Origin of the sequence: Shewanella sp. Actino-trap-3 (assembly GCF_002836275.1) — a bacterium.
GTDB lineage: Bacteria > Pseudomonadota > Gammaproteobacteria > Enterobacterales > Shewanellaceae > Shewanella > Shewanella psychromarinicola.
Map to the genome: position 1 here is coordinate 359,768 of NZ_PJCE01000001.1, position 16,458 is coordinate 376,225.

Here is a 16,458-nt window from a genome sequence, read left to right on the forward strand (position 1 = left end):
CCATATTGAGTAATAGTCGGTGTCCGTTATATCGATTTTTAAACTTTATTAATAGGCTGATTGCGATAAGAGTATGCCTTAGCGTAGAGATAAAAGTGTGATGGGGAAGAACATGAACAGTGGTTTAGGCTTTGTGAGGGGATATAAGTGCGTAGCATGGCTACTGTTATTTATTTCGCTGTTTTTGTCGGCGAATGCACGAAGTCAATTTGATAACTTAACACAAAACCTTTTACTTCAGTATCTTGCAGAACCGACATTAGAGCGTGAACAGTATTTAACAACGCTACAAGCGGGTACAATATCTGAGCAACTAGAGTCTGTCGATATTATTCAGTTATCTGTCGCTGATTTTTGGCGTCAAAAAAATGTGCCGTTATCTTTTGATAAGCTCAACTCAGGGGCCAGTATTGTTGAGAAGAATATTAGTTTAGAGCCTGAAGTCGATGATTATCTTTGGGTTGTTAATTACCTTCGTAAACTTATATGGTTATCGCAAACACAATCATGGCCAGCTATTGAACCTGGTGGTTTGTTACGCCTAGGTGATGGTCATCAAAGCATTAAACTGATTCGTCAACGGTTATGGTTGTTAGGCGACGCTATTGAGTATGCTGCGGATGAAGTGGTCTATAAAGAAGACCTAGCGCAAAGCGTTAAACGATTTCAAGCCCGTCACGGCTTAACACCTGATTCGGTTATCGGGCCAAAAACGTTATTTTGGTTAAATCAAACACCATTAGCGCGCGGCCACTTATTGGCAAAAAGTTTTGTGGAAAAAACCGCTTATTCAAGCCAATTATCTCAACCATATTTATTGATCAATATTCCCGCTTTCAACATGGTGTTAGTAGAAGATAATCAAGTGGTACTGCAATCGAAAGTGATTGTGGGTAAGTCGTATAGGCAAACACCAGTCATGCAGGGTAATATTTCAAATATCGTACTTAATCCCACTTGGACAGTACCGAGACAGATATTACGCAAAGATGTGTTGCCTCTAATTCATAAAGACGGCCATTATTTAGCTAAAAAAAAGTTTGATGTGTTTGATTATGAAGGTCACCTAGTTGAGAAAAGTGCACAGCAATGGCAGGAGGCTGCCGTAGGGCGGTTTCCTTATCGGGTTGTTCAACGCCCGGGGACATTTAATTCGCTAGGGCGATATAAATTCCATTTTAAGAACGATCTAGATGTATATCTACATGACACGCCTAATCCTGAATTATATCGCCAATCTCAACGGGCTTTGTCATCGGGGTGTGTGCGGATTGAAAAAGTACAACTGTTAGCGGATTGGTTTGCACGATATTTGATCATTGATAAGCGCATTTGGAACCGAATGCAATTAAATTACGATAAAACTCAGTGGTTTGCGCTATCTGCTACTTTACCTGTGCATTTGGTTTACTGGCGAGCTTGGGTTGATGATGAACATGTGGCTCAGTATCGGGATGATATTTATGATGTCGATTCCGTTGACGTTGTGAGTTTGATTGGCCAATATGCTATTTTCACCGATAAAGTGATCACGCAGTAATAATGAAGTAAAGTTAATCACTATGCTAAGGCATTGACCTATCTCACAGATTAGTCTTTATTTGCACATTTACTGTGCAAGATAAAATGACCAGACTTGCAATTATTGTCATTAATGTTTAATTTACTCATCAGTTGGGCAAAAAACCAACAATTATCAGTGTTCAATTCTCAGTATTAAATTATAGAGAAATTAATTAGACATAAACTGTGTTCAATAACATGGTTAACTCCCGAAGATGTAGATTATAGTGGTGTGTAAATGACAGTAGAGTGCCTAACTCGTCGGCAGTTATTATTAGGCTTAAGCGGCGCCGCAGTGGTAACTCTGTTACCTAATACCGCTCAAGCAAGTCGTTCAACTCATGGTGTTAAAGATTTACGTTTTTATAACCTCCATACCGGTGAAAGAAGTCAGGGGAGTTTTTGGGTTGATGGCCAATATCAATCTGAGACACTGATTGAATTTAATCAAGTATTACGTGATCACCGCCAAAATATCGCCGCGCCGATTGATAAAAGATTATTTGAATATTTGTATAAATTACAAACTACATTAGATAATCATGATGAAATTAATGTTATCTCGGCTTATCGCTCACCCAAAACAAATCAAATGCTCGCATCGCGAAGTAACGGTGTTGCTAAGAAAAGTTTCCACATGAAAGGGATGGCGATGGATATTGCTTTACCCGGTGTGTCGACTAAACATTTACGAGATGCTGCGCTTTCTCTAAAGTTAGGTGGGGTGGGGTTTTACCCTCGCGATGGATTTGTACATGTTGATTGTGGCCCCGTGAGGCATTGGGGTTAATATATCTGCTTGTGGGCTGTTGGTGACTGTGGTAACATCCGCGCGCTTTATTTGAGTCATCGTTGGTCGAAAATGGTGACGCCTTCATACTTTATTAATTATTAAGTGAGTGACTAATGTCTTACACAATCAATGCAGAAACCCGCACAGAAATCGGGAAAGGTTCGAGCCGCCGCCTACGTCATGCAGATCAAGTTCCTGCAGTAATCTATGGTCCAGGTAAAGAGCCTATATCAATCAAGTTTGCACACAAAGACATCATTAATATTCAATCAAATGATGACTTTTATACAACTGATTTAACCATCTCTATAGACGGTAAAGAAGTTAGCGTTCGTGTAAAAGCTATTCAACGTCATGCATTCAAACAATTGATTGAACATATCGACTTCATGTTTGTTTAATTGCTGAGTTGAAAAAAAGCGCCTAAGGGCGCTTTTTTTGTGACTGAATTTTATCGCTAAATTCTATAATTACGCTAAACGCTAAACGCTAAACGCTAAACGCTAATCGATTTCGAAACTATAGTAGATATCCAATGATTGACTTAAGGTACTCGAGACACTTTCTAAATACAATTGTGAAAATAAATAATATCGCACGGTCATTTCATAACCGGGGTTAAATACTCCCACACCATACTTAATCATTAAGTCTTCGCCAACATAACCACTCACGGCCACTTTACCATCATCGTTGGTATCAAGTTGTACGTTGGAAAAACCAAATTTTTCAACCAGCCCCGTAGCAGTACTGCCAATGCTATTCATTGCTCCACCATCAAATTGAGAGCCTAAACTGAGTGCAGCACCCATCATTAATGAGTTGCTTTGTTGGTTGGTTGTACTGGTAAAGCCTTTACCCGTCAAAATATAAGATAACACCTCAGCTTGCTCTTTCGCGGGGTTAGAGAATAAGGTGACAACTGGACGCATTGGTGTGCCAGTGACTCGAACTCCTGCGGTTATATTGCTGTCTTTAATGTCTCTTGTTGCTTCTATATTCAGGTTTGGCAATGCTGTCGGACCAACAAATTGGACTTCACCGGTATCAATACTTAAGGTTTGTCCCATAAACTTATAGGTACCTTTATTGACTTTGATATCACCAAATAGCATGGGAGGCTTAAAAGCTTGCTGCTGTAGTACAAGATCACCTCCTAGCTTCCCCTTAAGACCCATACCATCGATGGTAAGGTTTTTACCCACACTGATATTTAAATCGGCCGTAACGGCGTAAGGACTGGTTCTAACCATTTTTTCAGAAACGGAATCGTTGAATACCACATCGTTTGATACTGCAACGCCTCCTTCTGCTAATTGAGAGATTTTTATTTGTCCTGATGGCACGTTGACGTTGCCTTTTATCGCAAACAGTTGCTCATCAAAGGTGATATTAATATCTGGAGAGACATTTAAGATTGCTATAGGTGGTTGAATAACAGCTAAATTAGTGCCTTTTATATCAATATCACCACTAAATTTTCCTTGTGGCCAATCGAGGGTCCCTTGAGCGCTCACTTGTCCGTCACCCATATGCCATTGGCCATTGAGTTGCCCTTGTTGGCCTTCTAGTGCCAGTGACAAGTAGATTTTATCGATCAATGTTGGATTGGTTGATAAGGAAAATGCACCGTCGTTGAGTTTAATATTACCCGATACACTAGGATCCATAAGGGTGCCGGATAAGCTTAATTGACTGGATAAAATGCCTTCTAAGGTTTCGATCCTAGGGAAGAACTCTCCAAAAGGAGCCAGATTCAGTTCATTAACATTGATCGTACCTTGTAAGGTGCGATCAGGAGTGATGTTGACACTCAATTGACTTTGCCAACTGGCGATGCCGGACGAATCAAAACTTAATGAAGTATTAATTTGTTTTTCATCGAGAGAGGCTTGTAATAATAACTGCTGGTAGTCGATGCTAATGGTATTATTTTTGGTACGGCTAAGCTTAATGTTACCTGGCAAGAGCGTAAACTGAACATTGGCAGTGGGCTTTTTACCTTTAGCCCAATTAACTTGAGTGGTTAATGCCGCTTCACCGTGCCAGGTAATTTTTTTAGACAACATCGGTGCTAATGATTTACCTGGGTTACCGGTAAATGTCATATTGGCTTGGCCAGTGTGACCTAAATTAACATCATTGATTAAACATAATTTATTGTGGGGATGCACTAAGCAAAAACGGCCCACGCTGCCACGATGATTAAGTTGATCCCAACTGGCAGTAATTTGTTTATCTTGTTGCCATTGTCCAAGAGCATTACTGATCCCGAATTCTGTTAATGTGGCATTGAACTGTTGTTTATCGATATTGCTACTACTGGTCATTTGAGTGTTGATGACCACATCACCTTGAGTATTGAGCTTACTTTGTTGTTGATGTTGATTGCCTTCACTGAAGAATGCGATATCCGTCAGTTTATAGCTGTCCCATACGAGATTGGTATTATGCAGTTCAATCCAATACTTGTGCTGCGCATAGGGGTGGTAATTGGCGCGTAAATCAAGGCTGTCAATTTTACTGCCTTGGTAACTGAATTGGCTGATTTTTGCATTAATATCAACTATTGGGTCTGCACTATTGCCGGTTACATCAACTTTAGCAAAGATATTACCGCGGCCACCTTTTAGCCATTGGCTAACATCGGGCACGCTAAGTTCGGCAGCGATGTTCCAGGCTTTGTTGGCTTGGCCATTGATGACTAACTGAGCCCCTAGTGCATTTGCTTGGAGATTGGTCGCATTAATAGCAAGCTCTTGATTTAATGAAATATCACCTTGTAAATTCAATGGATAACCATTTAAATATCCTGTTAAGTTCGCATCTTGGACTGCCACTTGCCATTGTTTATCAGCGATGGTACCACTGCTGTTAAAACGGCCACCGAATTTACTTTTGATGGAGGTTTGCTGATTAATATAATCAATGTATTGCAATTGAATAGCGTCGGTAAGCACATTGGCTTGCCATGTTATTTTATCTCGATATGACAGCTGTCCTGTCAGATCTATATTGCCAGCAACTGATTGGAGATTAAGCTTATTAATGGTCAGTTTTTGCTTACGATTAACGACATCTGCAATAATAGCCAAAGCAGGGTGGTAAGGCGTGGTCAGTTGCCCTTCAAACTGCGCCACTTGGTCTTTAATATTACCTTGACTGGTAAAACGGCTAATATTGCTGGTGTACTGCGGATTTTTTAGCGGCCACTGTAATGCAGCGTCGGTAAGCGTTACTTGGTAATCAAGCGTTGCCGTGGTGAGATTCATTTCAGCGGCAAGATTAAAATGAGTATCGCCCTTAGCAATAGCGTTGATATTTAACCGACTTAAGTCTTGGGTGAGATCCAGCTGGAGTTGTTGTTTAAGCCCCGGCAATTCAGGTAGATTATCGACATTGGCAACGAGCTTTAATGTGAGTGGATAATGGTCGAGTAAAGCTATTTCCCCCGTAACACTCACATCACCATCATTGTGTTGAATATCCAGTTGGGTTATTCCAAGTTGAAATTGACGAAAACTGGCGGCTAACGCGATATGGCTAAAATGGTCGGTACGTTTACCGATAATGAGCTGACTTTCAGTGGCATTAAATTGCCTAACATTGACAGGGAAAGGCATAAATACTTGTGGCAAATTAGCCAGTGGCCATGAAGCTGCTTTGGCGTCAGCTGTTTGATTAGTCGCTTTGTTATCTGCTTGATGATTGGTTTGGCTTGCTGATGTTGTATCAGGAATATTGACGATTAGCCCTTGGCTTGTGAGTGATTCAACCACAAGTCCTGTGCTATTCCAGATGGCTTGAGTCGTTAAATTATCGGCATAAAATGTCATGTTATTCACATCAACAGTAACGTGTGCCAATTGGGCGTGGCTAAGGCTAATGTCAAAGGGTAATTCAAGCTCGGTAAAAGGGTCTTCGATATCACCTGTTTCATTAGCGTTTGTAGATACTGGAATTTTATCGCTGACAATGTTTACATCAATGCTCGATGCAACGAGATTTGTCACACAAATTTGTCTGTTAATCAAACAGGTAGGCAGCCATCCTAATGTTAAATTTTCTGCATTGACACTGATCCCTGGCATTGACCATGACACGTGATGCAAAGTGAGTTCACCATTTAAGGTGCCAGAGGCATACTCAACGTCAACATCGCTGACAAATTGATTGACTAGTATGACTCCCATTCTACTGCCAAATGGGGTGCCGATAATGATGGCAAACAGCATCAATAACACCAAAGGGACATAGATGAGTATTCGGGTATAAAGCTTAACACTGCGCCAAATTCTTGCCGATAGGCTGGTTGATCTGTTTACTTTTTTATGACTTGGCTTGAGTGATTCCTCTGATTGAGTATTTTGCTCATTATTTTGCAAAAGACTTTGCTCAGTATGTTTATCTATCATAAATCTGTTCCCATGGTTAAATGGAAACGATATGAACGTGCGACCGTCTCGGTTTCTTTTAAGCCAAAACCTAAGTCCATTCTAATTGGACCAATGGGTGATATCCAGTGCACTCCACCGCCAACAGATACCACGGGTTCAAATTGCTGAGTATCAAAAGCATTGCCAGCATCGACAAAGGTGGCGACGCGCCAGGTTGGAGTAAGATAGTATTGATATTCTACGCTACCAATGGCTAAATAGCGTCCGCCGACGACCTGTCGAGATAAGCCTCCTTCGCTGTTGGTATAGTCAATATAAGGCCCTAATTCTTGATAACTGTAACCCCGTATACTTTGGTCTCCACCGGCGAAATAACGTAACGATGGTGGAATATTGTTAATATCATGTTTATCAACAATATTGGCCGCTAAGTCCATTCTGGCGACAAACCTGTGCTTATCAAATAGAGTATCAACCCATTTAAATCTGGCTTGTAAACGGACAAGCCGAATGGTGGAGCCTAAGGAAGGATCAGCGTACTCAAGGCTATAAGTTTGACGATAACCTGACTTGGGATCGAGGCTATTATCACCACGAACGGTTTTTGTGAGGTTGTAACCCAATAAATAAAAACGTGGGTCGAAATCTGTATCGAGTTGATTATAGAATTCTCTAATAGACTCAACTGAATAACCATGTAACCAATTGCTTTTAGAGCGCCGTTGACGGGTTAATCCAACTAAGTACTTTCTAGACTCTAGTTGACCGGTATTGTTAAATTGACGTTTTTCAGCGTCATAATCTTGGGTGACACCATATGTGTCACGTAATATTCCTAGTTTTATTTTTAGTTGATCATCCAAAGGGTGGGTTAATGGAATAGTATAAGTCGTCAAAATTTTAGGTCGTTCAGGAGACCACTCTGCACTGGTTTCTTGATTATGGCCATAGCGATTTATTTGCGGCGTGCGCCAAGTGACTCGCACGCGAGGATCGACACTGTTTTCAGTACTGTTACCGATATCAGCACCTAAACCTACTCCAATAAGATGACTAGGGCGTGGACTTAACTGAACGTTAATGGGAACTACCCCCGTATCAATTTTATCTAATTGTGGTAATACTTTAATGTTACTGAAGTAACCTGTGTTTAATAAATTGCGATTAAACTCAGTTAATAGCTGTGTGGCGTAAGGCGCATCAGTATCAAAAGGAATTAATGATTCAACAATGTCATCATTGAGAGTACTGCCTTCAAAGTGAACATCACCAAATAAATAGCGCTTACCAGAATTAAACTGTAGGTTAATTTGGGCGGTATTTAAGTCACGATTAATGTTGATTTCTGATTTGGTGTATTGACCATCAAAATATCCTCTTGCCAGCGCTAACGTGATTAACTGTGATTTTATCGAATCATAGACACCGTGGTTTAAGGTATCACCAGGCTTAATTTTTAGACTGTTTAGCCAGAGTGAAAAGGTATTATCTTGGAGCATGTCACCTTGAAAATGAATATCCACCCATTGAATAATGACCGGTTCTCCTGGGGTTATATTGAGGCTTAACTCCCAAGGGCCTTTATCATTCTCTTTAACATCAATATCTAAAATTGCATGGTAGTAGCCCATGGATTCAAGCGCATTATGGGTGTTATCGTCAACGGTAAATAAAAATGCACGCCGCTGAACATCGTTATCTGGCAAGGTGCCTAAATGAGCAACAATGTTCTTTTCAATTTTTTTCGGCACGCCGGTAACGTTAATTGTTAACCAATTTTCGTCGGCCAGCACAAAGCCTGACATCAGTAAGGTCAACGAAAGTAATAGGAATTGGCTAATTTTAAGGCGTTTTGTCGACAAGTTAAGCTAACTTCCCCAAAATTTATGATGATGACCATTGTCGCTACAAAGTATAAAAGTCGCAAGGATATGATTGAAATTACAAGCAGAAATGGTTACAAAGATAAACCACCTTCAAGGATTTTTCTAACATGAATAAATTATATTTAACGATTGCGCTATGTTTAAGCTTAACGTCCAATACCAGTTTTGCGAAAGATGATAAACCTTTTGCTATTGCAATCCATGGTGGCGCCGGCACTATTTCAGCAGCCAGTCTAAGCCCTGAGCAAGAGAAAGCCATTCGCAACAAACTTAAGCAGGCAGTTGATGCTGGATATAAAGTGTTAGATAAAGGCGGCGACAGCCTCGATGCGGTGCAAGCTGCGATAAATGTGTTAGAAAATAGTCCATTGTTTAATGCTGGGGTTGGTGCTGTTTATACCTTTGATGGTGGCCATGAGCTTGATGCCTCAGTAATGGACGGTAACACTATGAATGCAGGTGCGGTTGCTGGGGTTAAACATATTAAAAACCCGATTGATTTAGCGAGAAAGGTGATGGAAAAATCACCTCATGTAATGCTTTATGGACAAGGGGCTGAAGAATTTGCGTTAACACAACAATTTAGTTTAGTGCCTAACCGTCATTTTGATACCCCACATCGTTATTCACAGTTGCTTGATGCTAAAGCGAGTATTATTGAAGCCGAGCAAAATAACGGTGGAGATTATCAGGCGTCAGTAGAACAGTTAAGTGCTAATTATAAATATGGCACAGTGGGTGCAGTAGCACTTGATAAGCAAGGTAACCTTGCAGCAGGGACATCAACCGGCGGCATGACAGCAAAACGTTTTGGCCGTATTGGTGATTCTCCAGTCATTGGCGCCGGAACCTATGCTGAAAATGGCGTCTGTGCGGTATCTGCAACAGGGCACGGTGAGTATTTTATCCGTTATCAGGTGGCGGGTGACATATGCGCTAAAGTTAAATACCAACAAGTATCGATTATTCAAGCGGCTGATGAAGTCATTAATCAACGCTTAATATCGGCTGGTGGAACTGGAGGCGTGATAGCAATTGATCAGCGTGGCAATATCGCTACGCCATTTAATACCGAAGGTATGTATCGTGCAACTCGAAGCAAAGGCCAAGCTGCAACAATTATGATCTGGCGTGACAAATAAATTCTAGCTGTGATGATAAAGACCGATTAATACAATCGGTTTTATTTTCTATCCACTGGACCATTATTGACTAAACTTAAATTAAGTCAGTACTTGAATGTTGATTCATTATGAATGGATTGACGAGATTTATTATGCACGTAGTCAATTAGCGTGCATTTAGGGGGTTATATGGATTCAATAAAAATTAAAGATTATATGGACAGGCATCCAGTATTATTAACTGCGGATATGTCACTGGCTATTGCAGTAGAAAAACTACTTGATAGTAAGAAAAATGGTGCGCCTGTTATTGATCATACTGGGCTATTAGTGGGCTTTTTGTCTCAACAAGATTGTTTATCTGTGATGTTAAAAAGTAGCTATCACTGTGACATGACCAGCACAGTACAAGACTGCATGAAAAGCCCTGTATTGTCGGTTACGCCCGATGAAAGCATATTGGCATTAGCCGAACAAATGTTAGGGCCTAAACCCAAGATTTACCCTGTATTGAGCGCGGGCAAAGTCATTGGTACTATTAATCGGACCAATGTGCTTAAGGCGATGAATATTTATATGCAACAGTGTTACTTATCTCCAGTCTAACAATTGTTAAAATCAATACCATTCTGCTGTTTTCCTTGCTAGGATCGCTTTTTTTGATGTAAGCAAGGGAATCAGATTTGAATTCGGACCTTCACCCGCTATCTAAGGCGTATCTCAATCTTTGTTATCAAACCGACGCGGCTAAAATTCGTCGTCGTTTGTATCGAGTCAATAAAGAACCCGAGTCTGAAAAAAAATCCCAAACGTTAGTGCAGTTGACTGAAGCCGCGCAGCAAGCCTTCGCAAAAGCGCAACAGCGCTTACAGTCTAGACCGGTTATTGATTATCCCGATGAGCTGCCGGTTTCACAAAAACGAGATGATATTGCTTCTGCCATTGCCAATAACCAAGTGGTGATTGTGGCGGGGGAGACTGGGTCAGGTAAAACCACTCAGTTACCTAAAATCTGTCTTGAACTGGGCTTAGGGACTCGAGGCTTAATTGGCCATACTCAACCACGTCGTCTTGCTGCACGAAGTGTCGCGAACCGTATTGCTGAAGAACTTAATAGCCCATTAGGCGATGTCGTTGGCTTTAAAGTTCGTTTTGCCGATGCCATGAGTGACAAGAGTTATATCAAACTGATGACCGACGGTATTTTGCTTGCGGAACTCACCTCGGACCGATTTCTAAACCAGTACGATGCGATTATTATTGATGAAGCGCATGAACGAAGCTTAAACATTGATTTTATTTTGGGGTATCTGAAGCAGGTATTAAAAAAACGTCCAGACTTAAAAGTCATTATTACTTCCGCTACCATCGATGTAGACCGTTTTTCAAAACATTTTAACAATGCCCCAGTTATTGAAGTGTCTGGACGTACCTTTGAAGTTGAAACGCGTTATCGTCCATTAGTACGTGATACCGATGTTGATTTAGATGTCAGTGATGGGATTTTTAGTGCCGTTGATGAGTTAATGGCAGCAGGACCTGGCGACATCTTGATATTTATGAATGGTGAACGTGAAATTCGTGATACTGCTGATTTACTCAATAAACAACAATATCGCGATACTGAAGTTTTACCTTTGTACGCTCGTCTTTCTTACGGTGAACAGTCTAAAGTCTTTAAAAGCCATATTGGCCGCCGTATCGTATTAGCCACCAACGTTGCCGAAACCTCATTAACCGTGCCGGGGATCCGCTATGTTATCGATCCCGGTACCGCTCGCATTAGCCGTTATAGTTACCGTACTAAAGTGCAACGTCTACCGATAGAACCCATTTCACAAGCCAGTGCAAATCAGCGTCAAGGACGTTGTGGCCGTGTCGGACCTGGTATTTGTATTCGACTTTACGATGAAATGGATTTTATTCAGCGCCCCGAATTTACCGATCCTGAAATTTTGCGTACCAATCTTGCCTCGGTCATTTTACATATGTTGTCGATTGGGTTGGGGGATATTGGCGGATTTCCATTTATTCAGCCACCGGATCAAAAACACATTCGAGACGGTTTTTTATTGCTTGAAGAGTTACAAGCGGTTAAAAAATCTGGGGATGACTTAGTCTTAACGCCATTAGGCAAAGACTTAGCCAAAATCCCCCTCGATCCGCGTTTGGCTCGAATGGTCATTGAAGCCAATAAATTGGGATGTTTACACGAAGCATTAGTGATTACTACCGGTTTGTCGATCCAAGATCCGCGAGAACGCCCCACAGAGAAGAAACAAGCAGCAGACGAGTGCCATCGGCGTTATGCCGATAAAGACTCTGATTTTGCAAGTTGGGTGAAGTTATGGGATCACGTTAAAGATCAAAAAAATGAGTTGTCAGCCAGTCAGTTCAGAAAACAATGCCGTGATGAATATCTCGCGTATTTACGCGTACGTGAATGGCAAGATCTGTATACCCAAGTAAAACAAGCAGTACATGAATTGAAATGGCGTATTAATGCCAGCGCGCCCAGTTACGAGCAATTACATAGAGCATTATTATCAGGATTGTTAAGCCATGTTGGTTTTAAAGGTGAAAATAATGAGTATTTAGGGGCCCGTAACCGTAAATTTTTCGTTTTCCCCGGCTCGCCATTAGCCAAAAAAGGTCCTAAGTGGATTATGGCCGCCGAGCTCACGGAAACCTCGCGTTTGTTTGCCCGTTGCTGCGCCAAAATTGATCCAGAATGGTTAGAATCACTCGCGTCTCATTTAGTGAAAAAGCAGTATCTCGAGCCCCATTTTGAAGCGAAAGCGGCCAGTGTGATCGCACTCGAAAATCAAATACTGTATGGCTTGATGATAGTCAACAGACGTCGAGTACAATATGGCCCTATTGACCCGATAGAAGCCCGAGAAATCTTTATTCACAGTGCATTAGCAGAAGGGCAGTTACAAACGAAAGAAGCCTTTTTTGTTAATAATCAAAAGCTATTGAATGACATAGAAGCGTTAGAGCACAAGTCTCGTCGTAGAGATATTTTAGTCGACGAACAAGTGCTGGTGGATTTTTATGAACCCTTGATCCCGCCAGGAATTTATAACGCGCCGCTATTTTTTGCTTGGTGGAAAACAGCACGTCAACAAACACCTGACTTACTTGATTACAGCCAATCTTTATTAATGCAGCGAAGTGCCGACCATATATCTGCACTCGACTTCCCAGAAATATGGCATAAAGGTAATTTAGCCTTAACTGTCAGTTATCATTTTGAGCCGGCGAGTGTTGATGATGGTGTATCTGTGCATATTCCTGTCGCACTGATTAATCAAATTGATGACAGTGATTTTGATTGGCTCGTTCCAGGATTACGAGAAGAAAAGCTGATTGCATTGATTAAGTCACTGCCTAAAAATCTGCGGCGTAACTTTGTTCCCGCTCCGGACTATGCCCGGGCATGTTATCAAGCAATGAAACCGTTTGAGTTATCGATGCTTGATACCATGTGTAAACAATTACTGCGCATGAGCGGTGTCAGAATTTCTGCAGATGATTTTGAGTTAACTCAATTGGCAGAACACCTTAAAATAAACTTTAAAATTGAAGACGATCAAGGTCGTTTAGTCGCTCAAGGACGTGATTTAGAAGCGTTGAAAGGTCAGTTACAAGGCGTTGTGGCCAAAGCGATCCGTAAAGTGGCAGATAAAGGCATCGAGCAACATGCGATAACAACATGGTCATTTGGCGATTTACCGGTTCAATATCAACAGCGAAAAGGTAATTACGAAGTCAAAGCGTATCCGGCATTAATGGATAATAAAACCGATGTGTCGATTAAGTTATTTGATGATGAACATGAAGCTAAACGCCATCATCGAGTCGGACTGCGCCGATTATTATTGATTAATATCCCTTCGCCAGTGAAGCACTTGCAACAAGCATTGCCTAATAAGGCCAAGCTGGCGATGTACTTTAATCCGTTTGGCCAAGTGCAGATATTAATTGAAGATATTATTAATGCTGCTGTACAGCAGTTGTTAGATCAAAAACAACTCGACATTCGCAACGAGCAGCAGTTTGAACAAGCAAAAGATTGGGTCCGCCAAGAGCTTAACCCGACTGCAGAGTCTATTGCGCTAAATGTAGAGCAAATTTTGACGATTTATCAACGTATTAAAAAACGTTTGAAAGGTAAAATTAGCTTGGATATCGCGTTTGCGATGAGCGATATTCAAACTCAACTTGATAGCCTCGTTTATAAAGGCTTTGTGGACGACTGTGGCTGGCAACGGTTAACTGATGTGGGCCGTTATCTGAAAGCTATTGAAAATAGACTAGAAAAGCTGCCAGTTGACCCCGCGCGAGATCGCTTACACATGCACAGCATTGCTAAAGTACAACAGGCATTAACGGCCCAATCGGCCAAAGTGCCACGCTCACAACCCGTTCCTGAAGCCTTGATTGAAGCTCGCTGGATGATAGAAGAGTATCGGGTATCATGTTTTGCACAAGTGTTAGGCACCGCTTATCCCATTTCAGAAAAGCGTGTGTTGAATTATATCAATCAAGTGTAATCTGATAAATTGATCTTCCGCATGACGGCATAAATACAACCGAGATCACTCAGCTGATGTCGGTTTTTTTTATTGCTTATCCTAAATTGATAAATTATTTAGTACTTAGTCGGCATAGGGCGCTTTCTGGGTAACTATCCTCAGCTCTGGATAAGCGATGGGATAAATCGATAAAACGGGATTATTTCAAGTCGGCAATATCAAACATACCCGTTTTTGACAACAAGGCTTTTCCCCACGTCAATAGCGAGTCGATGCAACACACAGAGTAAGGCAACAAGCTATTTGATAACCGTATATTATCCTGAACTTAACTAATATGATTGTAGGAAGAATTGTTCTGGACAACTATTCCTGTCTAGATACTGTTGTTGGCCAACATAATGTTGAACACTTAGTTGTGTTTTTCAAGATAGTTGTTCCTGAAACTCGTATTTTAGGATCAACACAAGCATTCCACTTTTTTTGTTACCTATCTCTTAAGGAATAACCATGATTTTAAAAATATGCCAGAAACATAAAAAATTGAGTATTTCTATTTACTTAAACAACTAATGCAATGGATGTGAATCATAATCCTATCAAAACAAGAGTCGGCAATTGCTGCAATAGTTCAAGACATCTCCCCCTTTTTAATGTTCACTTTCTTGAAAAACTTTCATAAAAGTGAGTGTTTCCTTCATTTCGTGGTGTTATGTAGACTATTCGCACAACAGAACTGAAAGTTTTTCGTAATTGCGGTTTAAATGTGATCTGACTATTGATATACTCGTTCCAAGAAGAAAGTGATTGTTACTCTTCTCTCTGTAAGGTAAATGTCATCCCCGCCCAGCATTAACAAGATGTCGTCAGTTTTTAGGATTCAACATCGTGTTTTTGTATATAAAAAGACATGCCTACACCTACAAAAAGACTTAAAAGATTGGAGTGATTATGGAAGTTCATGAATACGAAAACGCTTACTATCAAGTGAAAGATGACGTGTTAGAGTCTTTGCCTTCTGACGAAGAATAAGACCATTGAATGAGCATCTTAATGCTAAGGCTATTTAGTTCTCGCATTAAATACTTCGACACAGAAACTAAAAATAGCAGCCTAGGCTGCTATTTTTTATTGGTTATTTTTCATTGTTTGTTTCTATCAATAATGTGGATCAATAATTTTTAGCAAGAATACATAGCGTTTTATTGTCAGTACAGAGTGATGATGGCTCCACTCAACCAAAGTCGTCAATATGTGCGACTCAGTACGCTCCAACATTAACCTTCAATGCGACCCTTTTCAGGTAATATTTCAACAATAATCCAAGTATTACCTTTTTTATGGAGACGAATGGTGCGATCGTCAATCCATTTTTGGCCACCTTTTAGTCCTTGCATCTTAACTATTACGGTAACGTCGTCGGTAAATTTGCGGAAGAAATCGATATCAATTTCATCAATAGACATTGTGACTTGCTTCATGGATAAACCTAATACATTCCGTTGTACTGCCGACGCAATATGGTAATGGTCAATCACATCCCAGATATCTACAGAGACAAACTTTTTAGCTTTATCAACATCACGATCAACATAAATAGCTTCGAAGAAACCTAATGAGACCTGTTCTGGTGTGAGTTGAGGTTCGCCTAGCTCATTTGATTGGCCGCATGCACTGAGAAGGAAGAGTAGGCACAATGGGAGAAGTTTTATCAAGGTAATTTTTTTAAGCATAAATTTTTAACAGCTAATATTATTATTTTTAACCAGTATCTCGGTTTATGGCAAGTGTTACAAGGTTAAGGTCCATATAAATAATGGCACCACGAACAATTGTAGCGCAGATCATAATTTGCTTTTTGTTTTATGACTGATAGAACGTGTTTATGGAAATGATGGCGCTGTATTGAGCTATCACTCACATCACGACTAACAATAACAATAACACTATCAGGACACGACTATTCTGATCTTAATCCGTCAGAGCCCAACTCAGCAGCCTGATAGTTTTTCCATGTAATGGTCTTTGATGTGCATTCACTGATTTGTTTACCAGTCAGCCCATGTTGAAGTGCAATGGGTACCTCTTTACAGGCAGATTTCAGCTTTGGCGGGCTGTGCTGAATGACCTCATAGGACAAGGGTATTTTATACA

The 16,458-nt window shown here is 40.7% G+C and carries 9 protein-coding genes; 6 read left to right on the plus strand and 3 right to left on the minus strand.

Annotation, left to right across the window (positions count from 1 at the left end):
- Positions 1-112: 112 nt before the first annotated feature.
- From CXF80_RS01610 to rplY, 3 genes are all read left to right on the plus strand, one after another.
- A complete protein-coding gene (locus tag CXF80_RS01610; protein WP_101030493.1) occupies positions 113-1,540 on the plus strand; it encodes a L,D-transpeptidase family protein in 1,428 nt (475 codons plus the stop codon).
- Positions 1,541-1,801: 261 nt separating this feature from the next.
- Positions 1,802-2,353, plus strand: coding sequence for a DUF882 domain-containing protein (locus tag CXF80_RS01615; protein ID WP_101030497.1), 552 nt, complete (start codon positions 1,802-1,804; stop codon positions 2,351-2,353).
- 116 nt (positions 2,354-2,469) lie between these two features.
- The gene (rplY, locus tag CXF80_RS01620; RefSeq protein ID WP_101030500.1) at positions 2,470-2,757 is read left to right on the plus strand and encodes a 50S ribosomal protein L25; all 288 of its coding nucleotides are present in this window, start codon (positions 2,470-2,472) and stop codon (positions 2,755-2,757) included.
- A 102-nt stretch (positions 2,758-2,859) separates the two neighbouring features.
- On the opposite strand, the gene tamB is transcribed toward rplY, so the two are convergent.
- Positions 2,860-6,771: an autotransporter assembly complex protein TamB gene (tamB, locus tag CXF80_RS01625; protein WP_101030504.1), complete on the minus strand. Its 3,912-nt coding sequence runs from the start codon at positions 6,769-6,771 to the stop codon at positions 2,860-2,862.
- Positions 6,768-8,558, minus strand: a complete 1,791-nt coding sequence (locus tag CXF80_RS01630; protein WP_101030507.1) for an autotransporter assembly complex protein TamA — start codon at positions 8,556-8,558, stop codon at positions 6,768-6,770. Before CXF80_RS01630 ends, tamB begins: the two co-directional genes overlap by 4 nt.
- 188 nt (positions 8,559-8,746) lie before the next feature.
- Here CXF80_RS01630 and CXF80_RS01635 point away from each other — a divergent pair, with 188 nt between their 5' ends.
- From CXF80_RS01635 to hrpA, 3 genes are all read left to right on the plus strand, one after another.
- Positions 8,747-9,781, plus strand: a complete 1,035-nt coding sequence (locus tag CXF80_RS01635) for an isoaspartyl peptidase/L-asparaginase family protein (protein WP_101030513.1) — start codon at positions 8,747-8,749, stop codon at positions 9,779-9,781.
- 171 nt (positions 9,782-9,952) lie between these two features.
- The gene (locus tag CXF80_RS01640) at positions 9,953-10,369 is read left to right on the plus strand and encodes a CBS domain-containing protein (protein WP_101030519.1); all 417 of its coding nucleotides are present in this window, start codon (positions 9,953-9,955) and stop codon (positions 10,367-10,369) included.
- Positions 10,370-10,446: 77 nt separating this feature from the next.
- The gene (gene hrpA / locus CXF80_RS01645) at positions 10,447-14,322 is read left to right on the plus strand and encodes an ATP-dependent RNA helicase HrpA (RefSeq protein ID WP_101030522.1); all 3,876 of its coding nucleotides are present in this window, start codon (positions 10,447-10,449) and stop codon (positions 14,320-14,322) included.
- 1,259 nt (positions 14,323-15,581) lie between these two features.
- Here hrpA and CXF80_RS01650 read toward each other — a convergent pair.
- On the minus strand, positions 15,582-16,037 hold the full coding sequence (locus CXF80_RS01650) for a hypothetical protein (protein ID WP_101030525.1): 456 nt from the start codon (positions 16,035-16,037) through the stop codon (positions 15,582-15,584).
- Positions 16,038-16,458 lie beyond the last annotated feature (421 nt).